This window comes from Streptomyces sp. NPDC052020 (assembly GCF_040680575.1).
Taxonomy (GTDB): Bacteria; Actinomycetota; Actinomycetes; order Streptomycetales; family Streptomycetaceae; genus Streptomyces.
Window position 1 is genome coordinate 112684 of record NZ_JBFAWY010000017.1, and the last position, 26692, is coordinate 139375.

General features: G+C 76.2%; 4 protein-coding genes. 2 read left to right on the forward strand and 2 right to left on the reverse strand.

The window, feature by feature from the left end; all coding sequences use genetic code 11:
• The first annotated feature begins 165 nt into the window (after nucleotides 1–165).
• Together AB0L74_RS19645 and AB0L74_RS19650 are read left to right on the forward strand one after the other, a co-directional pair.
• Entirely contained in the window at nucleotides 166–1587 is a 1422-nt protein-coding gene (locus tag AB0L74_RS19645; protein ID WP_365653445.1) for a cytochrome P450, read from the forward strand.
• A 167-nt stretch (nucleotides 1588–1754) separates the two neighbouring features.
• A complete protein-coding gene (locus AB0L74_RS19650) occupies nucleotides 1755–2588 on the forward strand; it encodes a methyltransferase domain-containing protein (protein WP_365653448.1) in 834 nt (277 codons plus the stop codon).
• 279 nt (nucleotides 2589–2867) lie between these two features.
• On the opposite strand, the gene AB0L74_RS19655 is transcribed toward AB0L74_RS19650, so the two are convergent.
• Nucleotides 2868–9191, reverse strand: a complete 6324-nt coding sequence (locus AB0L74_RS19655; RefSeq protein ID WP_365653453.1) for a type I polyketide synthase — start codon at nucleotides 9189–9191, stop codon at nucleotides 2868–2870.
• Between the two features lie 54 nt (nucleotides 9192–9245).
• Entirely contained in the window at nucleotides 9246–26150 is a 16905-nt protein-coding gene (locus AB0L74_RS19660; protein ID WP_365653458.1) for a type I polyketide synthase, read from the reverse strand.
• Between the last annotated feature and the right edge of the window lie 542 nt (nucleotides 26151–26692).

Here is a 26692-nt window from a genome sequence, read left to right on the forward strand (position 1 = left end):
TCGCCAGCGCGTGGTGGTTCGGTCAGGGTCCGCCCGTGCGCCCGTGCGCCCGGCATCGGGCCGATGGCATGACGGGCAGAAGGGTAGGAACCAGCCTGAAGCCATACCCGGACCAGGCCGGTAGCCGCAGTGAGGGACCGGGGCCCGGCACGAGAGAAGGCGCCCATGACTCCGCCCCGCAGTGACATGACCATCCCCCCCGCAGCGCCCAGCGGCCCCCGCTCCGGCCCGCGGGGCCAGCCGCTGCTGGGCAACCTCTTCGCCTTCGCCCGGGACCCTCTGCGTTTCATGGTGCGGCTGCGCGAGGACTTCGGCGACCAGGTTCTCTGGTCGCTCGGCCGCAGGCGCTGTCTGACGCTGTCCCATCCCCGACTCGTCAATGAGACGTTGCAGCAGGCGGAGGCGGGCCTGGAACTGCTGGACGCGGGGTGGGCCGCCCGGCAGGTCGTCGGTCACGACAGCGTGATCTTCACCAAGGGTGAGGAGTGGCGCCACACCCGTGCCATGCTCCATCCGGCGCTGCGCCCTCGCATGGTGCGCCGATACGCTGCGGTCATGGCAGCCTGCGCCGCCGCCCACGCCGATCGGTGGCGCGATGGAGACCGCGTGGATGTACAGGAGGAGATGACCAGGGTCACCCAGGACATCGTGCTGCGGATCCTCTTCGGAGCCACGTCGGTGGTGCGCAGCAGCGGTCTGCGTGACGCCATGGCCACCGTGCAGCGTGAGATCGGCGACGAGTTCAGTGGCCTCGGGGCCTTCCTGCCCGGTTGGGTCCCCCTGCCCTACAGGCGGCGGGTCCGCACCGCGTGCGGTGTCATCGACGAAGCGATCTACCGGCTGATCCGGGAGCGCCGTGCTCGAGCCGCCGAGGTGCGTGAGCGCGATGTGCTCGACACCCTGCTGGCCCAGCGTGACCCTCAGGGCCGGCCCCTGAGCGACAGGGACGTCCGCAACCAGGTTCTCGCCCTCTGGGTCGGTGGGCACGAGTCCACGACGACCACACTGACCTGGGCGTGGCTGGCGCTGGCCGGCCAGCCGCACGCCCGTCTCCGACTGCACGCGGAGCTGCGCCAGGTGCTCGACGGGAGGTCCCCTGGCTACGACGACTACGACCGGCTGCCCTACACCCAGCAAGTCGTCAAGGAGACGCTGCGGCTCTACCCGCCCCTGTGGGCGCTGGCTATGACCGCGTCGCGGGATACCGTCGTGGGAACCGTTCCGGTCAAGGCCGGGACGCTGGTGTGGACCAGTCAGTGGTCCGTTCACCGCGACCCCCGGTGGTATCCCGAGCCGGAGGCCTTCCGTCCTGAGCGCTTCGCGGCCGGTGCCGCCGGTACGGCGGCCGACGACGCCTGGTTCCCCTTCGGCGCCGGGCCGCGTGCCTGCCTCGGGGCACGGTTCGCGCTGGTTGAGGTCGCCTTGGTCCTCGCGACGTTGGCACAGCGCTTCCATCTGGACATCAGCGGAGGCCGGCCCGCACCGCGGCCGGGGATGTTCCTCAAGCCCTCCACCCCCGTGTACGCGACTCTCCGCGCCGTCCCGCCGCCGGACGGGGAAGGGCCGTCGGCGCCCGCAGCCGGCTGAGCCCGGCCTGCGGTTCTCGCAGCCGAACGGCGCGGCCCCGCGCCCGAACCGGCCCGGCCCCCTGCTCGTGATCACCAAGGTGGACGACCCGTGAGTCGTTCGCCGCCCCGCGCGGGCGCTGCCCGGCTTCCCCGGCTCGCCCTCTCCCCTAAGGAGGACTCTCCCCTATGGAAGACTCGATGGTTCACTCGTTCAGCGGCCAGGTCGGGGATTTCTACGACCGCTCCACCGACCTGCTGTGCAGCAACTACGACCAGAATCTTCATTACGGGTACTGGTCCGACCCGGCCGACGGTTCACTGGCCGATGCCACCGAGCGGATGACGGACCAGCTCATCGCGCGACTTGACGCGCGCCCAGGACATCGTGTGCTGGATGTGGGGTGCGGAGTGGGCAGACCCGCCCTGCGGGTCGCCCGGGAGACCGGTGCCGACGTCACCGGCATCTCCATCAGCCGGCACCAGATCGACCTCGCGAACGCGGGCGCGCGGGCGGAGGGGCTCCAGGATCGGGTCCGTTTCCACCACGCGGATGCGATGGACCTGGCCTACGACACCGCTTCCTTCGACCGGGTGTGGGCACTGGAGTCCATGCTTCACATGCCCGACCGAGCCAGGGTCGTGCAGGAGATGGCCCGTGTCCTGCGGCCTGGTGGCCGCTTGGTGATCGCCGACGCGGTGGTGCGGGAAGAGCCGGCCGACGAGGCATCGCGGATCGCCGTGGATCGATTCTGCGCTGCCATCCACGCCGCGAGTCTGGAGCGGCTGGACGCGTACCCCGCGCTGGTGACCCAGGCCGGATTGCGGCTGACCGACATCACCGATGTGAGCGTGCGGGCCCGCCCCACCATCACCAAGATCCTCGAGGAGCTGCGCCGCACGCCCGCCGAGACGGTGGCGCAACTGGGTGAGTCCGCCTTCACCGCCTATGTGAGGGCCTTCGAGGGGATCGCCGCGCTCCCTCATGTGGGGTACATCTTGCTCATCGCTGACAAACCGTGACACGTGCCGGTTTCCGGCAGACCATGACCGCTTCGGACCGTGACGGTCCGAAGCGGTCGTGGTCTGCCCGCGCGGGCGGCGATTCCGCTTGTGTCTCGGCGGTGGCGGCGTCCGTTCACCATGCGCTGGGTCACTCGCCCGCGCCGCGGCCGAAGCCGGGTGGCCAGGCCGCTTTGGCGCTGTCGAAGCCGGCGGCCTTCCCGGTCCGCGAGGACGGGGGCCTTCTGAAGAGGGCCGGCGGGCCCGCTCGGTGCGCTCTGGAGCGGGCACGGGCCGGGCCTACGCGAGGTCGTCGCATCCGGGTGAGACCTGCTGGGCCAGCCAGGTCATGACGGCTTCGGCCGTCGTCCCGGCGTGGTCGTGGTTCATGGTGAAGTGGTTCCCCGGCACCTCGACGATGGTCATGGGCCCGGGCCAGGTGCTCCGGGAGCCGCCCAGGGGTTCTCCCGTCGGGGTCGGGACCAGCGGTTCCTTGGCGCGGACGTAGAGGACGGGAACGCCGATGGGGCGGGGCCGCCAGTCGTCGAACAGAATGGAATACCAGCCCATCGCGGTCAGCCGGGCGGTGTCCATCGGGGCCGCCACGCTCTCCCGTACCACCATGCCGGCGAACAGGGTCTCCGTCAGGCCCGCGGTGCCCGCCAGGTCGGAGTCGACCAGGGTGTCCAGGAGCACGACGCCAGCGGGTGGTACCGCCTCCCGCTCCAGCAGCGCGGCCACGTCGTAGGCGAGGATCCCACCCGACGAGGCGCCCAGCAGGACGTAGGGGGCGTCGCCCACGTGGTCGCGCACCGCCCTGGCCTGGGCCTCGACCAGGGCCTGGCCGGTGGCGGGCAGTTGTTCGCCCTCCGCGAAGCCGGGCACCGGTACAGCGACCACCTCGTGCCGGCCGCGGAACGGTGCGGCCAGCCGGAGGTACTGGTGGACTCCGCCGATGGCCGCGTAGGAGGTGAACCACACCATGCTCGGAGGTGCGTCGCCGCTCGCCAGCCGGCGGGGGACGAGCGGTGGGTCCAGCTCGGCGGGATCGGTGAAGGTGGGGCGCAGCCGGGCCGCGACCCGGGCCAGCTCCAGGCCGGTGCGGAGCTGACCGCTCTCCCGTGCCTGGAGGAACAGGGCGCGCAGGGGGTCGGCGTCGGCCGGCGTCCGGGCGGATACGGGCTCCGGAGCGGGCGGTGGGCCGGCCGGAGGGTCGGCCAGCCGGTCGGCGAGGTGGGCGGCCAGGTCGTTCGGGGTGGCGTGGTCGAAGACGGTGGCCGGTGACAGGCGCAGCCCGGTGGCGGCGGCCAGCGCGTTCCGCAGCTCCAGAGCCATGAGGGAGTCGAAACCTTGCTCGGGGAAGCTCTGCTCCGGCTCGACCGCCTCGGGGGAGGGATGCCCCACGACGGTGGCGGTGTGCCGGCGCACCAGTTCCAGGAGGGCGGCGGTGCGTTCCGCCTTCGAACGCCCCGCCAGGCGGCGGTGGAGTTTCCCCGTGGTCTCTGGTGCCGCGCCGTGATCGGCGTTGGCGGCGCGGCGCAGGCCGGCCGGCACCAGCCTGCGCAGCAGCGGTGGCACCGGGCCGTCCCCGGCCCGCAGGCGACCGGTGTCCAGCCGCATGGGCAGGGCCACGGTCGTCCCCGCGGCGAGCACCGCGTCGAACAGCGCCAGTCCCTCTTCGGTGGTCAGGCCGCTGCCGCCGCCCCGGGCCAGCCGGTTCCGGTCGGTGTCGGTGAGGCGTCCGGTCATCGCGCTGCGCTCCCGCCACAGGCCCCATGCCATGGACGCGGCGGGCAGTCCCTGGGCGCGGCGTCGGTGCGCCAGGGCGTCCAGGAAGGCGTTCGCCGCGGCGTAGTGGGCCTGGCCGGCCGTGCCGAAGGTGCCCGCCGCGGAGGAGAACAGCACGAACGCGGTCAGCGGGTGGCCGGCGGTGAGGTCGTGCAGATGCGCGGCCGCGTCGACCTTCGGCCGCATGACGCGGTCCACCTGCTCGGGCGTCAGATTCTGGGCGAGCGCGTCGTCCAGGACCCCGGCCGTGTGGATCACGGCAGTCAGTGGCCGGTCCAGGGAGGCCAGCAGCGCGGCCAGCCGGTCCCGGTCGGCGGCGTCGCACGCCGCCACGGTGACGCGGGCGCCACGCTCGGCCAGTTCCGCGCACAGAGCGGCGGCGGCGCCGGCACGCTTGCCGCGGCGGGAGGTGAGCAGCAGGTCGCGCACGCCGTGGACGGCGACGAGGTGCCGGGCGACGGCCGCGCCGAGCAGCCCGGTGCCACCGGTGATCAGTACCGGACCGGAGTCCGGCAAAAAAGCCGGGGCCGCCGGCTCCGCGGCGGCTACGGCCGGCCGGGCCAGTCGTGGCGCGTACGCCGAACCGCCGCGCAGCGCCGTCTGGGGTTCCGCGGGGTCCATGGCCGCCCGCACCACCGCTTCGGGGGTGACGTCGTCGTCGACATCGACCAGCGCGAAGCGGTCAGGGTGTTCGCTCTGCGCCGAGCGCACCAGCCCCCACACGGCGGCCTGCGCTGGATCGGGCGCCGCTTCGCCGGGGGCGGCGGCGACCGCCCCGCGGGTCACGAACGCCAGCCGGGCGGCGGCGAACCGCTCGTCTGCCAGCCACCCCTGGAGCAGAGCGAGCGCCTCGCCGACCGCCGCCCGCGCCCCGGCCGCCAGACCGGCCTCGGAGGGGGAGGCCACCGGGGCCACGAGCACCTCCGGCAGGGCCGCACCGGCGTCGAGTGCCGCGCCCAGGTCGGCTGGATCGGCGAAGGTGGCGGTGCCGGCACCGGCGGCCCGGCACGGCAGCGGCCGTCCGAGCGTGCCCCAGCGCACGGCCGGCGGCGCGGCGCCCGGCGCGAGGCGGTCCCACTCCAGGCTGAACAGCCGGTCGCGGTGTGCTGCCCCGGCATCCTCCCGGGACGCGGCCGCCGGGGGGCGGACCACCAGCGAACCGATGGTGACGACCGGGCGCCCCTCGGCGTCCACGGCGGCCACCGCGACGGTCTCCTCCCCGAGCGGGGTGAGGCGGACGCGCAGCATCCGCGCGCCGGTGGCGTGCAGCGTGACGTCCGCGAAGGAGTACGGCACGCGTCCGTCCGTCCCGCCCGGCAGCACTCCCAGGGCCACCGCGTGCAGGGCCGCGTCCAGGAGCGCGGGGTGGACACCGAAGGAACTTTCCCCGCCCGCGCTCCCGGTACCGGTGTCCGGCAGCGCCACCTCGGCGAACACCTCGTGGTCCCGCCGCCACGCGGCCGCCAGCCCCCGGAAGGCCGGTCCGTAGACGAGCCCACCACCCCCCAGAGCGTCGTACACGTTGTCGATGTCGATCGGTTCCGCCCCCGGCGGGGGCCATGCCGCTGCCAGCAGGCCCGGGGCGCCGTCCCCGCCGGACCCCGCCCCGAGTGCGGCGTTCGCCGTCACCGGGGCAGCGGTCAGGAACCCGGTGGCGTGCCGCCGCCACGGCGCGTGCGCGTCGGCTCCGTCCGGGCCGTCCGCCTCGTCCGGCCGGGAGAACAGGGTGAAGGCGCGTCGGCCGCTTGCGTCCGGTGCGCCGACCGCCAGCTGGATCAGCACACCGCCGGAGCGGGGCAGCGGCAACGGCGTGTGCAGCACCAGTTCCTCCACCGCCCGGCAGCCGGTGCGCGGGCACGCGTGGAGGGCGAGGTCGACGAAGGCGGTGCCGGGCAGCACCGCCTCGCCCCTCACCGAGTGGTCGGCCAGCCAGCCGTGGGTGCGCGCAGACAGGCGGCCGGTGAACACCGTGCCGCCGTCCTCGGCGAGGGTCACGGCGGCGCCCAGCAGCGGATGCCCGGCCGGGGCGAGCCCCGCGCCGGCGACATCCGCGCCCGCGGTGTCCTCCAGCCAGAACCGGCGCCGCTGGAAGGGATAGGTGGGCAGGGCCACCCGCCGGGCCCCGGCACCGGAGAACAACCGGTCCCAGCTCACGGGCACGCCTGCGATGTGTGCCTCGGCCAGTGACAGGAGCATCCGGTCGAACCCGCCCTCCTCGCGGCGCAGACTGCCCAGCACGGCGCAGTCCTGCCGCCCCGCCTCCTCCAGCGTCTCGCGCATCGGCAGAGCGAGCACCGGGTGCGGACTGATCTCGATGAACACATGCCGGCCGGTCGCCGCCAGACCGCGTACGGCCTCGTCGAAGCGGACCGGCTCCCGCAGGTTGCGCATCCAGTAGGAGGCGTCCAGCGCCGCGGGGTCGGAGGTGTCCAGCGCGCCGCCGGTGACCGTGGAGTGGAACGCGTGCGCGGCGGGCCGGCACCGCACGGACCCCAGGGCGGCCAGCAGCGGCTCCCGCAGGGATTCGACGTGCGTGCTGTGGGAGGCGTAGTCGACGGGGACACGGCGGGCCCGGATGCCCTCCGCGGCGCACTGTTCCAGCAGGGCGTCACAGGCTTGCGGATCGCCCGAGACGACGACGGAGCGGGGGCTGTTGACCGCGGCGACCGACAGCCGGCCGGGCCAGGCGGCGCAGCGCCGCGCGGCCTCCTCGCGACCCATCGCCAGGGTGACCATGCCGCCGCGTCCGGCCAGGTGCGTGGCCGCCAGGCGGCTGCGGACCGCCACCACCCGGGCGGCGTCCGGAAGGCTGAGCGCTCCGGCCGCGCAGGCGGCCGCGATCTCGCCCTGCGAGTGGCCCACCACCGCGTCCGGCACCACACCGTGGGACCGCCACACCTCGGCCAGGGCGAGCATCACGGCGAACAGAACCGGCTGGAGCACGTCCTCTCGCTCCGCCCGCGGCGCGCCCGGCTCCCCGCACAGCACCGCGGACAGCGACCAGTTCGTATACGGGCCGAGGGCCTCCTCGCATTCCTCGATGCGGTCCCGGAAGACCGGTGAGGACGCCAGCAGGCCGCCGGCCATCCCGGCCCACTGCGCCCCCTGCCCGGGGAAGATCAACGCCACTTTCGGACGCCGGTGCGGAGCTGTGCCGGCGACCAGACCGGGGGCGGGCCGCCCGGCGGCGAGCGCGTCCAGGCCCGCCAGCAGGTCCGCGCGGCGCTCTGCGACGACCACCGCGCGGTGCGGGAACAGCGTCCGGCCGGTGGCGAGGGTGAGACCGACATCGGCGGCTGCCAGCGGACGACCGCTCAGGTGGTCGCGCAGGCGTGCGGCCTGCTCCCGCAGCGCGTCCCCGCTCCTCGCGGACAGAAGCCAGGGCAGGGGTCCGGCCCCCCGGCGACCGGCGGCGGCCCGGGAGGCGGTGGCGGCAGCGGCGTCGGGGGGCTCCGCTCCCGGGTGCTCCAGGATGACGTGCGCGTTGGTGCCGCTGTAGCCGAACGAGGAGACGCCGGCCCGGCGCGGCTCGGCGGTCGGGGGCCACGGCGTGGCCTCGGTGACCACCCGCACGGTGCCGGGGGACCAGTCCACATGGGGTGAGAGCGCACCGACGTGCAGTGTCGGCGGCAGCCGGCCGTGCGCCATCATCAGTACGGCCTTGATGACGCCGCCGACTCCGGCCGCGGCCTGCGCGTGGCCGATGTTGGACTTCAGGGAGCCGACCAACAGCGGCTGCCCGCCGGGCCGGTCGCGCCCGTAGGCCGCCAGCAGTGCCTGTGCCTCGATCGGATCGCCCAGCGCGGTGCCGGTGCCGTGGGCCTCCACCACCTGCACCTGGTGCGCCGCCAGTCCGGCGTCGGCCAGCGCCTCGCGGATGACCCGCTGCTGCGCGGGCCCGTTCGGCGCGGTGAGCCGGCTGCTGGCACCGTCCTGGTTCACCGCCGAGCCGCGGACCACGGCCAGGACCGGATGACCCGCGCGGCGGGCGTCCGACAGCCGGGCCAGCAGCAGTATGCCCGCGCCCTCGCTCCAGTTGGTGCCGTCGGCGTCCGCCGAGAACGGCTTGCAACGCCCGTCGGCGGCCAGCCCGCGCTGGCGGCTGAAGTCGGTGAACGGCGAGGGCCTGGACATCACGACGGCGCCGCCGGCGAGCGCCAGCCGGCATTCGCCGCGGCGCAGTGCCTGAGCGGCCAGATGCAGGGCGACCAGGGAGGAGGAACACGCCGTGTCCACGGTGAGGGCGGGGCCCTCCAGGCCGAGGGTGAAGGCGACGCGGCCGGAGGCGATGCTGCCGGCGTTTCCGGTGCTGAGGTAGCCGTCGGCGTCGTCGGGCACCTGGCGCAGCCGCGCGCCGTAGTCCTGGTAGGAGACACCGGTGAACACGCCGGTGCGGCTGCCGCGCAGTGTCCGAGGGTCGATCCCGGCCCGTTCGACCGCCTCCCAGGACGTCTCCAGCAGCAGCCGCTGCACCGGGTCCATGGCGAGCGCCTCGCGGGGGCTGATGTCGAAGAAGCCCGGGTCGAAGCAGGCGGCGTCGGAGAGGAACCCGCCTTCCCGGACGTAGCTTCTGCCCGGGCGGCCGGGCTCGGGGTCGTAGAGCGCTTCCAGATCCCAGCCTCGGTCGTCGGGGAACGGGCCGATGGCGTCGGTTCCGGTGGCGACCAGGGTCCACAGGTCTTCGGGGGTCCGGACGCCCCCCGGGTAGCGGCAGCTCATCGCGAGGACGGCGATCGGCTCGCGCGCCGCGGTCTCGGCATCGCGCAGCCGCTGCCGGGTGGCCCGCAGCTCGGTCGTCACACGCTTGAGGTAGTCACGCAGCTTGTCATCGCTCATGGCCGGGTGTCGCCTCCGTAGGGGTGCCGCGCCGGGGTGCCGTGCCGGCGGTCTTCAGTCGGTGTTCAGCTCCTCGTCGATGAGGGCGAACATCTCCTCGTCGGTGGCGGGCCGCAGCGTGTCCGCTCCGTCCGTCCCTTCCAGGCGGTCCAGCAAGGACCGCAGCCGCCGCCCCAGCCGCGCGCCGGCGCCCGGATCGGCGGCGATCAGCGGCAGCAGTGCCTCCAGACGGTCCAGCGTCTCGGTCCCGTCCACCGCGCCGTCGAGGCCGTGACCGGTCGCGGCGCCGCCGTGGTCCTGGCTCCCTGCCAGCTCCCGCCGCAGGTGCCGGGCGAGAGCCAGCGGCGTGGGGTGGTCGAACAGCAGCGTCGCGGACAGCCGCAGCCCGGTGGCGGCGTCCAGGCTGTTGCGCAGTTCGACGGCGCTCAGCGAGTCGAAGCCCAGATCGAGGAAGCCGCGGGCCGGATCCACGAGGTCCGGGTCGTCGAGCCCGAGCCCCACGGCGGCGTGCGCGCACACCAGCTCGGTCAGGACCTGCTCGCGCCCCTGATCGTCCAGCGCGGCCAGCCGCTGCCGCAGCTCCCGCGCGGGGTCGTGGGCGGCCCCGCCGTTCGCGTGGGCGGCCCCGCCGTTCGCATGGGCGGCCCCGGAGCGGGGCGGCCCGGCGGCGGCCGGAGCGGCGGGCCCTTCGGCGGGGGCTCCCTGGGCGGCACGGTCTGCCGGGGCCAGGTCGCGCAGCAGCGCCGGAACGCTCCCGTCACCGGACGCGATCGCGGACGGGTCCAGGCGCGCCGGCATCACGTGCGGCTCGCCGGCCGCCAGGGCCTCGTCGAACAGGCGCAGCGCCTCCCCCGAGGCCATGGGGACCAGCCCCCGCCGCGCGATGCGCCGAAGGTCCGTCCGCTTCAGGCCGCCCGTCATGCCGCTCAGCTCCTCCCACAGGCCCCAGGCGAGGGAGACCGCGGGCAGCCCGCTCGCCCGGCGGCGCCGGGCGAGCGCGTCCAGGTGGGCGTTGGCGGCCGCGTATGCCGCCTGGCCCGACCCGCCCAGGACCCCGGCGGCGGACGAGAACAGCACGAACGCCCTCAGCTCCAGGTGCCGGGTGAGCTCGTCCAGATGGCAGGCCGCGTCGGACTTGGCGCTGAGCACCCGGTCGAGGCGGGCGGAGGTCAGCGCGGTGACCACGCCGTCGTCCAGGACGCCCGCGGCGTGGACGACGGCCGTGAGCGGGTGCGCGGCGGGAACGGTGGCGAGGAGCTCCGCGAGCGCCGCCCGGTCGCCGGCGTCGCAGGCGGCCAGGACGGCCTCGGCCCCGAGGGCTGCGAGATCCGCGCGCAACCGGTCCGCGCCCGGGGCGTCCGGGCCCCGGCGGCTGACCAGCAGGAGCCGGCGGACGCCGTGTTCGCGCGCCAGGTGGCGGGCGAGGAGCGAGCCGAGGGTGCCGGTGCCCCCGGTGATCAGTACGGTTCCGTCGGCCCCGCCGAACGCGCCGGGCGCCGCGCCGTCGTCCGGCCGCGGCCCGGACCGCGGGGCGAGGCGGGTCAGACGTGCGGCGCGGGCCGTGCCGCCACGCACGGCGACCTGCGGCTCACCGGTGGCGAGCGCCGCGACCAGCGCGGCGGGCGAGGGGTCCCGGTCCGTGTCCACCAGCACGAACCGGCCCGGGTGTTCGCTTTGTGCCGACCGGACCAGGCCCCACACGGCGGCCTGCGCCGGATCGGTCCGGGCCTCCTCCTCGGGCCCCACGGCCGTCGCGCCCCGGGTGACGAACACCAGCCGGGAGCCGGCGCACCGCTCCTGCGCCAGCCAGTCCGCGACCAGCTCCAGCGTGCGGCGCGTGGCGCTGTGCAGGGCCGTGACGGGATCGGCGTCCGCGGTCCCGGGCGGCGGCACCAGCACCGTCTCCGGCACCGGGCCGGCGCCGTTCGCCGCCGAGAGCAGCGCGGCCAGGTCCGGGTACCGCCGTACGCCGTCCGGCGCGCCGGGCACCGGGGCGGACCCGAGCACCGCACACCGGCCAGGCAGGCGCCGCGCGTCCGACGCGGTTCCGGCCAGCGGCCGCCAGTCCAGGCCGTACAGCGCGCCGCCTTCCCCGGCCCCGCGCGCGTGCGGGCCGCCGGGGTGCCGCAGTGCCAGACCGCTCACGGTCACCACCGTTCGCCCGGCGGGGTCGGCGGCGGTGAGCGCCACCGTGTCGGGGCCGGTGCGGGTCAGGCGGACGCGTAGCGCCGTGGCACCCCGGGTGTGCACGGCGACCCCCGTCCACGCGAAGGGCACGCACGGGTCCTCGCGGGTGAACGCCACGGTGTGCAGGGCGGCGTCGAACAGGGCCGGGTGCAGCGCGTACGCCGCTGCCTCGGCGCGTCGCGCGTCCGGCAGCGACACCTCGGCGAAGACCTCCTCACCGTGGCGCCAGGCGGCGCGCAGGCCCTGGAACGCCGGGCCGTAGACGAGCCCGCCGCCGGCGGCGATCCGCTGGTACAGCCCTCCCGCCGGCAGCGGCTCGGCCCCGGGGGGCGGCCAGACGGCGAAGGCCGTACCGGTGCCGGGGCCCGGTCGCGCCAGTGTGCCGGTGGCGTGCCGTCTCCAGGTCCCGGGCGAGGCGGCCTCCTCGCGCGCGTAGAGGGTGAAGGGCCGCTCGCCGCCCTCACCGGGCGCCCCCAGGACGACGCGCAGTTGCACCGAGCCGCGCTCGGGAAGGAACAGCGGGACCTCCAGGGCCAGTTCGGCCAGGTGCGGGCAGCCGGCCCGGCCGCCCGCGTGCAGGGCGAGCTCCACGCAGGCGGTCCCGGGTACCAGTGCCCGCCCGCCGAGGCGGTGCTCGGCGAGCCACGGATGGGTGCGTGCCGACAGCCGGCCGGTGAAGTGGATCTCCTCGCCGCCGGGCACGTCGAGGGCGGCGCCGAGCAGTGGATGGCCCGCGGGCCGCAGCCCGGCCGCCGCCACGTCGTCGGCGGCCGGGGGCTGGAGCCAGTGGCGGCGGCGCTGGAAGGCGTAGGTGGGCAGCTCGACGCGGCGCGCCCCGGTGCCGGAGAAGACCGCGTGCCAGTCCACGGCGACGCCGTGCGCGTGCAGCCGCGCCTGGGCCGTCGCCACGGCGTGCGTCTCGGTCCGGTCGCGGCGCAGCGTCGGCACCAGCAGCGGCGCGCCACCGTCCGATGTCCCGGCGGGGGCGGCGAGGCAGTCGCGGGCGGCGGCGGTCAGTGTCCCGTCCGGGCCGATCTCGACGCAGGCGGCCACGCCCTGCCCGCCGAGCACCCGGACGGCGTCGAGGAACCGCACGGTGCCGCGGATGTTGCGCACCCAGTACTCCGGGCTGCGCAACAGCTCCGGCGCGGCGGGGGCGCCGGTGACCGTGGAGACCACCGGCAGCCGGGGCTCGCCGTACGCGACCGTCCTGGCCACTTCGCGGAACCGCTCCAGTACCGGCTCCACGTACGGGGAGTGGAACGCGTGACGCACCCGCAGCCGCTTGGTCCGGTGCCCAGCGGCCCGCCATCGGGCCTCAAGGGCCGCCACGGACTCCTCGTCGCCGGAGACGACGACGTCCCGGGGGCCGTTGACGGCCGCCACCGCGACCCGTCCGGCCAGGGGCGCGAGCGCGTCCGTGACCTCCTGCCGCGTGGCACGCACGGCGAGCATCGCGCCGCCGCCCGGCAGCTCCCGCATCAGGCGCCCGCGCGCGGTGGCCAGCGTGCACGCGTCCGCCAGGGAGAAGACCCCGGCCGCGTGCGCGGCGGCCAGCTCGCCGACCGAATGGCCGAGCAGGACGTCGGGGGCCACTCCCCAGGACTCCCACAGCCGCAGCAGGGCCACCTGGAGGGCGAACAGGCCGATCTGCGTGTAGCCCGTGTCGTCGAGCAGGACGGCGTCCGCGCTGCCGGGCGCGGCGAACAGCACCGAGCGCAGCGGCCGGTCGAGATGGCGGTCCGCGTGCGCGCACACGGCGTCCAGCGCGTCGGCGAACGCCGGATACGCCTCGTACAGCCCCCGTCCCATGCCCGGGCGCTGGCTGCCCTGCCCGGCGAAGAGGAACGCGGTGCGCCCGCCCGGCGCGGCGGCGGCGTGCACCACACGGGGGCTGGGGCGGCCCTGGGCCAGCGCGGCGAGGCCCGCCAGATACCCGTCCCGGTCGCCGGCCACGACGGCGGCGCGGTGCTCCAGCACGGCCCGGGTGGTGGCAAGCGAGAAGCCGACGTCCAGGGGCGAGGCACCGGGGTCGGCCTCCAGGCGGGCGAGCAGTGCCGCGGCCTGGCTCCGCAGCGCCCCGGGGGTGTGCGCGGACACCGGCCAGGGCGGCACGACGGGACGGACGGCACCGGCCGGTGCGGCCGGGGTACCGGCCGCGCTCGCGGGGGCTTTCGCCGGCGCCTGCGGGCACGGCTCCACCGGCGCCTGTTCCAGGATCACATGGGCGTTGGTGCCGCTGATGCCGAAGGAGGACACGCCCGCGCGGCGCGGCCGGCCGGTGCGCGGCCAGGGTGTCTCCTCGGTAAGGAGCCGCAGCGCGCCCGACGACCAGTCCACATGGGGGGTCGGTTCGTCGGCGTGCAGGGTTTTGGGCAGTACGCCGTGGTGCAGCGCCAGGACGGTCTTCATCACCCCGGCCACCCCGGAGGCGGCCTGGGTGTGCCCGATGTTGGACTTCAGGGCGCCCAGCAGCACCGGCCGCCCGGCGGGACGGCCCCTGCCGTAGGCGGCGAGGACCGCCTCCGCCTCGATGGGGTCGCCCAGGGTGGTTCCGGTGCCATGGGTTTCCACCGCGTCGACCTGGTCGGGCGTCAGGCCCGCGTCCGCCAGCGCGTCGCGGATGACCCGCTGCTGGGCGGGTCCGCTCGGGGCCGTGAGCCCGTTGCTCGCGCCGTCCTGGCCGGTGGCCGAGCCCCGCACGACGGCCATGACCGGATGGCCGTTGCGCCGGGCATCGCTGAGCCGCTCCACCAGGACGACACCGACGCCCTCGGACCACCCGGTCCCGTCGGCGCGGGCGGAAAACGCCTTGCACCGGCCGTCGGGCGCCAGTACGCCCTGGCGGCTGAACTCGACCAGGGTGTACGGGGTCCACATGATCGTGACGCCGCCGGCCAGGGCGAGCGCGCACTCGCCCCGGCGCAGCGCCTGCACGGCCAGGTGCAGTGCGACGAGCGACGACGAGCAGGCCGTGTCGACGGTGATGGCGGGCCCCTCCAGGCCGAAGGTGTACGCGATGCGGCCGGAGGCGACACTGGCCGCGCCGCCGGTCGCCAGGTGTCCCTCGAACCCCTCCGGCGCCTTGCGGAACCTCGTGCCGTGGTCGGTGTAGTTGGCGCCGATGAACACGCCGGTGCGGCTGCCGCGCACGGAGTGCGGGTCGATCGCGGCGCGTTCGAACGTCTCCCACGTGGTCTCCAGCAGCAGCCGCTGCTGCGGGTCGATGGCGGCCGCCTCGCGGGGGGAGATCCCGAAGAACTCCGGGTCGAAGTCGGCGGCGTCGTAGAGGAAGCCGCCGCCGCGGGTGTAGAAGCCGCCGACGTGGTCCGGGTCCGGGTGGTAGAGCGCGTCGAGGTCCCAGCCGCGGTCGGTGGGCAGGCCGCCGATGGCGTCGCGGCCGGCGCGCAGCAGGTCCCACAGGTCCTCGGGGCTCCTGACACCGCCGGGCAGCCGGCAGCCCATGGCGACGATCGCGATGGGCTCCGCGGGCGCCGGCGCCGCCCGCGCCCGCGGAGTCCGGGCCGACGGGGCAGCGGCTTCCGCGGCTCCGCCCAGTTCGGTGCGGAGCCGGGCGGCGAGCGCGACGGCCGTAGGGTGGTCGAAGGCGAGTGTGGCGGGCAGCCGGAGGCCGGTGGCCGCGGCGAGCCGGTTGCGCAGGTCCAGGGCGGTCACGGAGTCCATCCCCAGTTCGCGCAGGGCCCGGTCGGCCGCGATGCGCTGGGCGTCGGCGTGGCCGAGCGTGACGGCCAGCTCGCCGCGTACGAGATCGAGCAGCAGCCGGTCGCCGTCGGCGCGCGGCAGTCCGGCCAGGCGGCGGGCGAGCGCGGAGGTGCCGGGCGCGTCTTCGCTTGGCGCGGCCTCGCCGGGCGCGGGCGCGGCCCCCGTCAACTCGGCCAGGAGGACGCGGGGGCGCGCCGCCTCGGTGTGGGCCGCGTAGCGGTCCCAGGCGATGTCGGCGACGGCCACGCAGGTGTCGTCCAGCTCCAGGGCGCGCAGCAGGGCGGCCGTCGCCGCCGCGGGCGGCATCGCCGTGATTCCCTGGCTCGCGAGGCGGTCGGCGTGCCCGGCGTCGACGAGGCCGCCGGTGCCCCAGGAGCCCCAGGCCACGGACGTGGCCTTCAGCCCCAGGGAGCGCCGGTGGTGGGCGAGCGCGTCGAGGAAGGCGTTCCCTGCCGCGTAGCCGCCCTGTCCCGGCCGCCCCAGGAGGCCGGCGAGCGAGGAGAACAGCACGAAGGCGGACAGGTCCCGATCGCGCGTCAGCTCGTGCAGGTGCCACGCGGCGCGCCACTTGGCCGGCAGCGCGGCCGCCAGCCGCTGCGGGGTGAGGGTGTCGATGAGTCCGTCGTCCAGGACTCCCGCCGTGTGCACCACGGCGGTCAGTGGGTGCTCGGGCGGCACGGCGGCCAGTACGGCGGCGAGCGCGGCCCGGTCGGCGACGTCGCACGCCGCCACGGTGACCCGGGCGCCCCGGCCGGTCAGCTCGGCGACCAGCTCTCCGGCTCCCTCCGCGCGCTCGCCGTGCCGGCTGACGAGCAGCAGCTCGCGGACGCCCGCGCCGGCCAGCGCGCGGGCGACGTGCCCGCCCAGGGCGCCCGTGCCGCCGGTGACGAGCACGGTGCCGCCGGTAGTCCAGTGCGTCGTGGGCCGTGCCCCGCCGCGCGCGTCCCGGACCAGCCGGGCGGCCAGGAGACCGGTGGCGCGCAGGGCGAGCTCGTCCTCGCCGCCGGCCCCGGTGAGCGCGTCGGCCAGCAGCGCGCCGGCGCGGTCGTCCAGCTCCTCGGGAAGGTCGATCAGGCCACCCCACCGCCGCGGGTACTCCGCGGCGGCCACCCGGCCCAGGCCCCACACCATGGCCTGGCTCGGTTCGGTCACGCGGTCGGCCTCGTGCGCCCGGACCGCGCACCGGGTCGCGCACCACAGGGGTGCCTCGATCCCGGCGTCGCCCAGTGCCTGGAGCAGCGCGACGGTGCGCAGCAGCCCCGCCGGGACGTCGGGCGCCCCGACCGGGTCCTCGGTGTCCAGGGCCAGCAGCGAGAGCACGCCGTCGAAGCCGCCGTCAGCCTGTGCCCGCGCCGTCCGCAACCGGTCGGTCAGGGCGGCTCGCCCGAGGCCGCCGCCCGGCAACGGCAGCGGTGTGAGCCGGGCTCCGCGTCCGGCGAGAGCCCGAACGACGGCGGCGGACGGTTCGCGCGCCGCGCCGTCCTCGCCGGTGACGAGCAGCCAGTGGCCGAGCGGGCGGGGCGGAGCCGCGACCGCGCGGCGCGGCGAGCGCCAGGCGACCGTGTAGCGCCAGGCGTCCGCGCGGGAGCGTTCCGCGTGGCGCCGCCGCCAGCGGGCCAGCAGCGGCAGCGCGCGGCGCAGCGCGCTCGCCGCTTCCGCCGTCCGGGCGGCGTCGCCGTCGACCTCGCCGTCGAGGGCCGCCGCCGCGATGGCGTCGGCGTCTTCCCGTTCGACGGCCTCCCACAGCACCGCCCCGGCGGTGTCACGGGCGTGCGCCGCCGAAGGGGCCGCCGGGCCGCCGAGCCAGAAGGGCTCCTCCTGGAAGGCGTAGGTGGGCAGGTCGACCCGGCGGGGGCGGCGCCCGGCGAACAGCGGCTCCCAGGCGACGGGGGCCCCGTGGGCGTACGCCTCGCCGAGCGCGGTGACGAAGCGGGCCGGTCCGCTCTCGCCGCGCCGCAGCGTGCCGATCGCGTGGGCGCTCGCGCCGGTGGCGTCGGCGATCTCCTGCACGGCCATCAGCAGTACCGGGTGCGGGCTGACCTCCAGGAAGAGGTCGTGCCCGGCCGTCATCAGCCGGCGCGTGGCGGCTTCGAACTCCACCGGCTGCCGCAGGTTGCGCACCCAGTATCCGGCGTCCAGTGTTCCGGTGCCGACGGGTTCGCCGGTGACGGTGGAATACATGGGCACCGTGCCGGGCTGGGGCCGGACCTCGGCGAAGGCGGCCCGCAACTCGGCGTCGACGGCCTCGACCTGCGCCGAGTGGGAGGCGTAGTCGACCGGGATCCGCCGGGTGCGCACCTGCTCGGCCGCGCATCCCGCCAGCAGTCCGGCCATGGCCGCCGGCTCCCCGGAGACCACCACCGACCGCGGCCCGTTGACCGCCGCGACCGACAGCCGCCCGGCATAGGGGGCCAGCCGTCGGCGCACCTCGTCGGCGGCCAGTGCCACGGAGGCCATTTCGCCATGCCCGGCGAGGCGTTCTCCGATCACTCGGCTGCGTACGGCGACGATCCGGGCGGCGTCGGCCGTCGACAGTGCCCCGGCCACGCAGGCCGCGGCGATCTCGCCCTGGGAGTGCCCCACCACCGCGGCCGGCTCCACCCCGTGCGCCCGCCACAGCGCGGCCAGCGAGACCATGACGGCGAACAGGACCGGCTGCACCACGTCGACCCGCTCCAGGGGCGGGGCTCCCGCGGCGCCGCGCACGACGTCGAGCAGCGACCAGTCCACCCACGGGGCCAGGGCCTGTTCGCACTCGGCCATCCGGTTCGCGAAGACCTCGGAGTGCGCCAGGAGGTCCACCGCCATCCCGGGCCACTGCCCGCCCTGCCCGGGGAAGACGAACACCACCCTCCGGTCGGGTGCCGCGACCCCTGTGGCGACCCCGGCCGCGGCATGGCCCCGTGCCAGCCCGTCCAGCAGCGCGGTACGGTCCCTGCCGACGACCACCGCGCGGTGCGCGTGGGCGGCACGTGCGGTCAGCAGCGTGTGCGCGACGTCGACCGGGTCCAGCTCCGGACGCTCCGACAGGTACGCGCGCAGCCGCTCCGCCTGGGCCCGCAGCGCCGCCGCGTCATGACCGGAGACCACCCACGGCACGGGGAGCGCCGCGGTGGGCCGTGAGCCGGCCGCCGCTGCCGTGCCGTCCGCCCGGATGCCGTGCCCGCCGCCCGCCCGGCCGTCCTCCGCGGCCGGGAGCCGGGGCTCGCTGCGGTGGCCGGTCCCGGCCCCGTCGTCCGGCGCCTGCTCCAGGATGACGTGGGCGTTGGTGCCGCTGAGGCCGAAGGACGACACCCCGGCCCGCCTCGGGCGGCCCGTCTCCGGCCACGGGCACGCCTCGGTCAGCAGCCGCACCGTGCCCGCCGACCAGTCCACATGCCGCGTCGGCCGGTCCACGTGCAGCGTCCGGGGCAGGAGCCCGTGCCGCAGCGCGAGCACCGTCTTGACGACACCGGCCAGGCCCGACGTGGCCTGGGTGTGCCCGATGTTGGACTTGACCGAGCCCACCAGCAGCGGCCGGCCGGCGGGGCGTTCCCGGCCGTAGGCCGCGATCAGGGCCCGGGCCTCGATGGGGTCGCCGAGCGTGGTACCCGTGCCGTGGGCTTCGACGGCGTCGACGTCGGCCGGGCTGAGTCCCGTGCCGGCCAGCACCTGTTCGATCATCGCCTGCTGTGCCGGTCCGCTGGGCGCGGTGAGCCCGTTGCTCGCCCCGTCCTGGTTGGTGCCCGAGCCGCGGACCACCGCCAGCACCCGGTGCCCGGCACGCCGCGCCGCGGACAGCCGCTCCAGCAGCAGCACCGCCACGCCCTCGGCGAGACCCATTCCGTCGGCCGAGTCCGCGAAGGCCTTGCACCGGCCGTCCGCGGCCAGCGCCCGCAACCGGCTGAACTCGGTGAAGACCAAGGGGGTTCCCATGACGGTGGCACCCGCCGCGAAGGCGCGCGCGCAGTCTCCCTGCCGGATCGCCCGGACGGCCAGGTGCAGGGCGACCAGCGAGGACGAGCACGCCGTGTCGACGGTGACCGCGGGGCCGGTCAGCCCCAGGGTGTAGGCCACCCTGCCGGACAGGACGCTCATCGCCGTGCCGCTGACGAGATGTCCCGCCGCGTCGTCCGGCAGGGGCGTGCTGCCCCACCCGCCGTACCCCTGGTAGCCGGCGCCGACGAACACCCCGGTGCCGGAGCCGCGCAGCGAGGACGGATCGATCCCGGCCCGCTCGGCGGTCTCCCACACGGTCGTCAGCAGCAGCCGCTGCTGCGGGTCCATGGCGGCCGCCTCGCGCGGACTGACCCCGAAGAACGCCGCGTCAAAGCGGTCCGCGTCGGGCATGAAGCCGCCCTCGCGGACGTACGACAGCCCGGGGCGGCCGTCGCCGTCCCCCAGGAGCTCGGTCAGGTCCCAGCCGCGGTCCGCGGGGAACGCGGTCACCGCGTCCCGCTCCTCGACCAGAAGCCGCCACAGGTCCTCGGGGGAACGGACGCCTCCGGGAAGGCGGCAGCCCATGCCCACGATCACCACCGGATCGTCGTCCGCCCCGGGCGCGGCGCCGGCCGCGGGCGCCGGAGCGGCAGCCGGTACCGGTCCGCTCGCGCCGGACGCTTCGGCGCCGCCCAGCAGCCGGGCGAGCAGGTGCCGGGCCAGCTCGCGCCCGGTCGGATGGTCGAAGACGACGGTGACCGGCAGCCGCAGCCCGGTCGCGGCGGACAGCCGGTTGCGCAGGTCGACCGCCGTCAGTGAGTCGAAACCGAGCGACCGGAAGGGCCGGCCGGTGTCCACGCTCCCGGCGTCGGCGTGGCCGAGCGCCGCGGCGGTGTGCGTGCGGACCAGGTCCAGCAGGGCGTGCGCGCGCTGCCCGGCGGGGAGGGCTTCGATGCGCCCGCGCAGCGCTCCGCCGGAGCCGGCCGGGCCGCAGACCTCGGCGGGAGGGACGTCTTCGGCCTCCGCGACGCGCCGGGCCTGGGGGACTCCCGTCAGCAGCGGGCGCCGGCGGGCAGAGGTGAAGGCGGGGACGAACCGCTCCCAGTCGATGTCCGCGACCGCCACACAGGTCTCGTCGTGGTCCAGCGCCTGGTGCAGCGCGCCGATCGCCGCGTCGGGCGGCATGAAGCCCACCCCGTGCGCCCGCAACCGGTCCCGCGTCAGTGCCGTGGCCATGCCGCCGCCGTCGTCCGGGTTCCAGATGCCCCACGCGAGCGATGTGGCCGGCAGGCCGCGGGCGCGCCGCCGGACGGCGAGCGCGTCGAGGTGGGCGTTGGCCGCGCAGTAGGCGGCGTGGTCGGCGCTGCCCCAGACCCCGGAAATCGAGGAGAACAGGACGAACGCCTCGGGGGCCTGATCGCCGTCGAAGAGCTCGTCGAGGTGCTCCGCGCCGGTGGACTTGGCGCGGACCGTGTCCGCCAGCTGGGCGACGGTGGTGTCGCTCAGCGGCGCGAGCGGCGCGATGCCCGCGGCGTGCACGACGGTGCGGATGTCGGCGCCCTCGGCCCGCAGTCCGGTGACGAGCGCGGCGAGCGCGGCACGATCGGCCGTGTCGCACGCCGCTACCGTGACGCGGACGCCGAGCCGCTTGATCTCGGTGGCCAGTTCGGCGGCGCCCGGGGCCTCCGGTCCGCGCCTGCTGACGAGCACCAGGTGGCCGGCGCCCGCGCGGGCCAGCCAGCGGGCGACGTGCGCGCCGAGCCCGCCGGTGCCTCCGGTGACCAGGGCCGTTCCGTGCGGCCGCCACGGCCGCGCCCCCGAGGGCCGGGGAGGCAGCGGAGCCCGCACCAGGCGGCGCACGTACAGCGCCGCCTCGCGCACCGCGATCTGGTCCTCATCCCCCAGCCGGGTCAGCGCCCGGGCGACGGCGACGGCGTCCGGTGCGGCGGCTTCCCCTGGCAGGTCCAGGAGCCCGCCCCACCGGCCCGGATACTCCAGGGCGACGACGCGGCCCAGGCCCCACACCATGGCCTGCGCCGGATCGCAGCCGGCCGCGTCGGCGCCGCCGGTCGCCACGGCGCCGCTGGTCACCAGCCACAGCGGGGCGTCGATCCCCGCGTCACCGAGGGCCTGGGCGAGGGACAGGGTGTCCGCGACACCGGCCGGGACCTCCGGGTGCCCGGGGTGCGGGGCCCCTTCCAGGGCGAGCAGGGACAGCACCCCGGACGGCTCCGCCCCGCGGGCCGCGGCGCGCAGCCGGCCGGCCAGCGCGCCCCGCGCCACACCGGGGCCGGCCAGGTCCACGGTGACCACCCGGCAGCCGAGCGCGGTCAGTGCCCGCAGGCACGCCCGGGCCGCGCCGGACGCGGCCGCTCGCGCGGAGGTGACCACGATCCAGGTGCCCGGCGCCCCCGCGGACGGCTCGTCCCGGCTCGCGTCCCACGGCTCCCAGTCCACGCGGTAGCGCCAGTCCCGGGCCGCGGCTCGCCTGCGCCGGTCCTTGTGCCACGCGGCCAGGACGGGCAGCGCGGGCCGCAGCGCCGCCTCGTCGCCGGTGTCGAGGGTGCGCGCCAGCGCGGCGGTGTCGCCCTGGTCCACCGCGGTCCAGAAGCGGGTCTCCTCGGGGTCGCGCGCCGACGGGCCGGCCGTGCCGCCGGACTCCGCCGGCAGCCAGAACCGCTGCCGCTGGAACGGGTAGGTGGGCAGGTCGAGGTGGTGCGGAGGCGGGTCGCCGTAGAGGGCGGACCAGTCGACGCGCACCCCTTGGACGTACGCCTCGGCCAGGGAGGTGAGCATGCGGCGGCCGCCGCCTTCGTCGCGGCGCAGGGAGCCGATCGCCACCGCGTCCGGCCCGCCGGCTGCCTCGCCGGTCTCCTGGACGGCGGCCGTGAGCACGGGGTGGGGGCTCACCTCCACGAAGACGTGGTGCTGGTCGGCCAGGAGCCGCCGGGTCGCGGCGTGGAAGTCCACCGGCTCGCGCAGGTTGCGCATCCAGTACGCGCCGTCCAGCGCGGTCCCGTCCAGGGGGGCACCGGTCACCGTCGAGTACAGGGGCACGAGGGTGTCGCGCGGGCCGATGCCGGCGAGGGCGTCCAGCAGCGGCTCGTGGATCGCCTCCACGCCCGCGCAGTGCGAGGCGTAGTCCACCGGCAGGCGGCGCACCCGTACCCCCGCGCCGTCCAGCTCCGCGGCCAAGGCGTCCAGGGCGTCGCCCTCCCCGGCCACCACGGTGGACTCCGGCCCGTTCACCACCGCCACCTCGACCCGTCCGGCCCGCGCCGCGAGCCGGCGCCGGACCTCCTCCACCGGCAGGGCGACGGACAGCATGCCGCCCCGCCCGGCGAGGTGGCGACCGATCAGCCGGCTGCGGACGGCGACCACGCGAGCGGCATCGGGCAGTGTCAGGGCCCCGGCCACGCAGGCCGCGGCGATCTCGCCCTGAGAGGTGCCCACCACCGCGTCCGGCACCACGCCGTAGGAGCGCCACACCTCGGCGAGCGAGACCATGACGGCGAACAGGGCCGGCTGCACCACGTCCACCCGGTCCAGCGCCGGCGCTCCGGGGCGCCCGCGCAACACCTCCTCCAGCGCCCAGTCGGTGTGCGGGGCCAACGCCTGCGCGCAGGCGGCCATCCGGTCGCGGAAGACGGCGTTGTCGTCGAGCAGTTCCACGGCCATGCCCGGCCACTGGGACCCCTGACCGGGAAAGACGAACACCACGGGGCCGTCCGCCCGCGCGGTGCCGCGGATCACGCCGGGCGCCTCAGTGCCCGTGGCGACCGCGGTGAGGCCCGCGGTGAGAGCCGCCCGGTCCCGGGCGAGCACCACCGCGCGGTCCTCGAAGGCGGCCCTGCCGGTGGCCAGGGCGTGGCCGATCTCCGCCTCGTCGGTCCCGGCCGTGGCCTGCGTCCACTCCAGTAGCCGCCGGGCCTGGGCGCGCAGCGCTCGCGTCCCGCGCGCCGACAGCGGCCACAGCAGGTCGGGGCCGCGCCCCTCCCCGGCCGCGGGCCCCGGCGCCGCGTCCGGCTCCGGTTCTCGCGACGGCACCGCGGAGGGCTCCTCCAGAACCAGGTGGGCGTTGGTGCCGCTGATGCCGAAGGACGACACCCCGGCGCGGCGCGGCCGGTCCCCCCGCGGCCACCGGCGGGCCCGGGTCAGCAGCCGGACGGTGCCCTCGGACCAGTTCACTTCCGGGGTCGGCTCGTCGGCGTGCAGGGTGCGGGGCAACCGACCGTTACGGAGCGCCAGTACCGCCTTGATGACGCCGGCGACCCCTGCGGCGGCCTGCGCGTGGCCGATGTTCGACTTCAGCGATCCCAGCCACAGGGGCCGCCCCGCGGTGCGGCCGCGACCGTATGCCGCGAGCAGCGCGCGAGCCTCGATCGGGTCGCCCAGCCGGGTCCCGGTTCCGTGGGCCTCGACCATGTCCACGTCGTCGGGGCCGAGTCCGGCGTCGGCCAGGGCCAGCCGGATCACCTCCTGCTGGGCCCGGCCGCTGGGCGCGGTGAGCCCGTTGCTGGCGCCGTCCTGGTTGACCGCGCTGCCGCGGACCACCGCCAGGACCGGGTGGCCGTGGCGGTGGGCGTCCGACAGCCGTTCCAGCAGCAGCAGCCCGGCTCCCTCGGCCAGTCCGAACCCGTCGGCGGCGGCGGAGAACGCTTTGCACCGCCCGTCCGGGGCGAGCGCCCGCTGCCGGCTGAACTCGGCGAACGGTCCCGGCCCGGTGATCACCGTGGCGCCGCCCGCCAGGGCCAGGGAGCACTCGCCCTGGCGCAGCGAACGGCAGGCGAGGTGGACGGCCACCAGCGAGGCCGAGCAGGCGGTGTCCACGGTCAGCGCCGGGCCGTGCAGGCCCAGGGTGTAGGCGATGCGGCCGGAGGCGACAGCGGTCAGGTTGCCGGTGACCAGGTGTCCGGCGACCTCGCCGCCCGCGTCCTGCCATCGCGGTCCGTAGCCGGCGGACATGGCCCCCAGGAAGACCCCGGCATCGGTGCCGCGCAGCGTGCCGGGGTCGATGCCGGCGCGCTCCAGGGTCTCCCAGGCCGTCTCCAGCAGCAGCCGCTGCTGCGGGTCCATCGCGAGGGCCTCGCGGGGCGGAATACCGAAGAAGGCGGCGTCGAACTCGGCGGCGGACGACAGGAATCCGGCGGCCGCCTGGTAGTAGGCGCCCGGCCGCCCGGCCGCCCGGTCCACGTCCGGCTCGTAGCGCAGCGGGTGGTCCCAGCCGCGGTCCTCCGGGAAGGGGCCCACCGCGTCGCGTTCCTCGGCCAGCAGCCGCCACAGGTCCTCGGGAGAGCCCACGCCGCCGGGCAGGCGGCACCCCATCGCCACGATCGCGACCGGCTCCCTCTCGCCCCGGGGGCGGGCGGCCGTGGACATCGGCGCCGCCTTCGGCGCTTGCGCTCCGACGAGTTGTGAGAACAGCCACGATGCCATCGCCGCGGGGGAAGAGTGCTCGAAGACCACGGTGGGCGGCAGCCGCAGCCCGGTGTCCCGGACGAGTCTGTTGCGCAGTTCGTACGCGCTCGCCGAGTCGATGCCCAGATCGCGGAAGAGGGCCCGGGCGGGGACCGGCTCGGTGTCGTGGCGGCCCAGCAGCGTGGTGACATGCCCGCACACCAGGCCGAGCAGGAGCCGTTTGGCGGCGGCCGGCGACAGACGGGTCAGACGCCGGCGCAGGACCGCGCCGGGGGCGAGGTCGTCATCCTGGTGCCCGGAGGCGGGAGGGCCCTCCCCGCCGCGGGGCGTGTCCTCCGCCTCCGCTCCCCCCTCCCAGGGCGGTGGCGGCTCGTCACCGTCCGCCGGACCCTCCTCCGCGCGGCCGCACACCGCCGCCCAGTCGACCTCGGCGCCCGCCACATACGCCTCGGCGAGGGCGACCGTGAACCGCCGGGTACCGCCGGCTCCGCGGTGCAACGTCGCGACGACCGTGGCGTCGGCGCCCATGTCGTCGATCACGTCCTGCACGCCCGCGGCGAGCACCGGGTGCGGGCTGGCCTCCACCACCACTCGGTACTCGGCGGCCAGCAGCCGGCGGGCCACCTCGTCCAGCCGCGCCGTCCGACGCAGGTTGCGCCACCAGTAGGCGGCGTCGAGCGTGGCGGTGTCCACGGGGCGGCCGGTCTGCGCGGAGTGGAAGGGGACGCGCGACGAACGCGGCCTCAGATCCCGCAGCTCCTCCAGCAGAGGGGCGCGCAGCTCCTCGAACTGCTCGGAATGCCCGGCCACATCGACCGGGACGCGACGCGCCCGCACCCCCTCCTCCGCGCAGCGCGCCAGGAACTCCTCGACCGCCGCCGGCGTGCCGGACACCACGGCCGACCGCGGACCGGTCACCGCCGCCAGATGGAGCGCCCTTCCCCCCGCCAGGCGTGCGGCCACCTCGTCCTCGGGCAGCAGCACCGAGGCCATGGCCCCCTTGCCGGCGACCCTGGCCTGGGCACGGGCCATGACGGTGACCACCCGGGCCGCGTCGGGCAGTGACAGCGCCCCCGCCACATGGGCGGCGGCGACCTCACCGAAGCAGTACCCCGCCACCGCCGCGGGTTCCACACCACAGGACCGCCACAGCTCCGCCAGCGACACCATGACCGCGAACAGAGCGGGCTGCACGACATCCACACCCTCCAGGGGCGGGGCCTGCGCCGCCCCGCGCAGCACCTCCTCAAGACTCCAGGGCACGTGCGGCGCCAACGCCTCGGAGCAGCGCCGCATGGTTGCGGCGAACACCGGCACGGTGTCCCACAGTTCCACCGCCATACCGGGCCACTGCGGCCCCTGGCCAGGGAAGATGAACGCCGCACCGCCACCCGTCCGCGCCGTCCCCTGGACGCCGCGGGAGCCCAGCCGCCCCTCGGCGAGCGCCTGGAGACCGCTGCGCAACTCCTCAGGAGCGGCGCCCCACAACACCGCGCGGCAACCGGGGCCGGCCGCGGAGGACGCCAGCGCCCGAGTGAGGCGCCCCGTACGCGCGCCACTGTCACCACCGACCAGCCCCCGCACCGTCCGAGCACGCGCGCGCAGCGCGGCCTGGTCCGGGGCGGACAGCACCCAGGGCACCTCGTCGGAATCGAGCGGGAGAACCGGCGAATTCACCGAGCCGCTTTCCGAAGCGTCCTTGCGTGCGTGCATTCCTTCACCTCACTACGCACAGCGGAACATGCGATCGCAAGCATGCGTGAATATGTGCGGCAGCTGCCGGTAATCGCCATCAAACAGCCCCATCCCCCACACCGGTTCAGCCAGCCTTGAGCAACAGCTGCGAAAGGCTGCGGACTCATCCTGCTCAGCACGCCGTGCGGCGCCCCCATTCCCCCTCCACGCCCTACTCTTCGACCCTACTGTTCTCGCCGCCCGTACCGGTGGAGAAAAATCGCTTGCTCTGGTGTACGACTGAACAAGCGAACTCCGGGATCCGGCCTTGTGCACCAGCGGGTCGGTTTTCATTCCGGCGCGGCCCGTCCCAGCGGACCGGCCACGACGGGCCCGTCCAAATCTCCCCCCGCCCGGCCTTTCCCAAGTCGCGCGGGGGAGAATTGGGCAGGCAAACCACCCTTGAGGTGGAATACGGTGTGACGTGGTGTCGCGCGGCGCACTCCCGGCCCTCGTCCTCGTCGCTCTCCGCCCCCTAGAGACCCCGGCCGAGCCGGTCCCAGCCCGCACCCAGCGTGCGC

What these genes read in the sequence shown, in the direction of transcription:
- AB0L74_RS19650 (WP_365653448.1), top strand. Translation starts at nt 1,755, where the DNA reads ATGGAAGACTCGATGGTTCACTCGTTCAGCGGCCAGGTCGGGGATTTC.
- AB0L74_RS19660 (WP_365653458.1), bottom strand. Translation starts at nt 26,150, where the DNA reads ATGCACGCACGCAAGGACGCTTCGGAAAGCGGCTCGGTGAATTCGCCG.
- AB0L74_RS19655 (WP_365653453.1), bottom strand. Translation starts at nt 9,191, where the DNA reads ATGAGCGATGACAAGCTGCGTGACTACCTCAAGCGTGTGACGACCGAG.
- AB0L74_RS19645 (WP_365653445.1), top strand. Translation starts at nt 166, where the DNA reads ATGACTCCGCCCCGCAGTGACATGACCATCCCCCCCGCAGCGCCCAGC.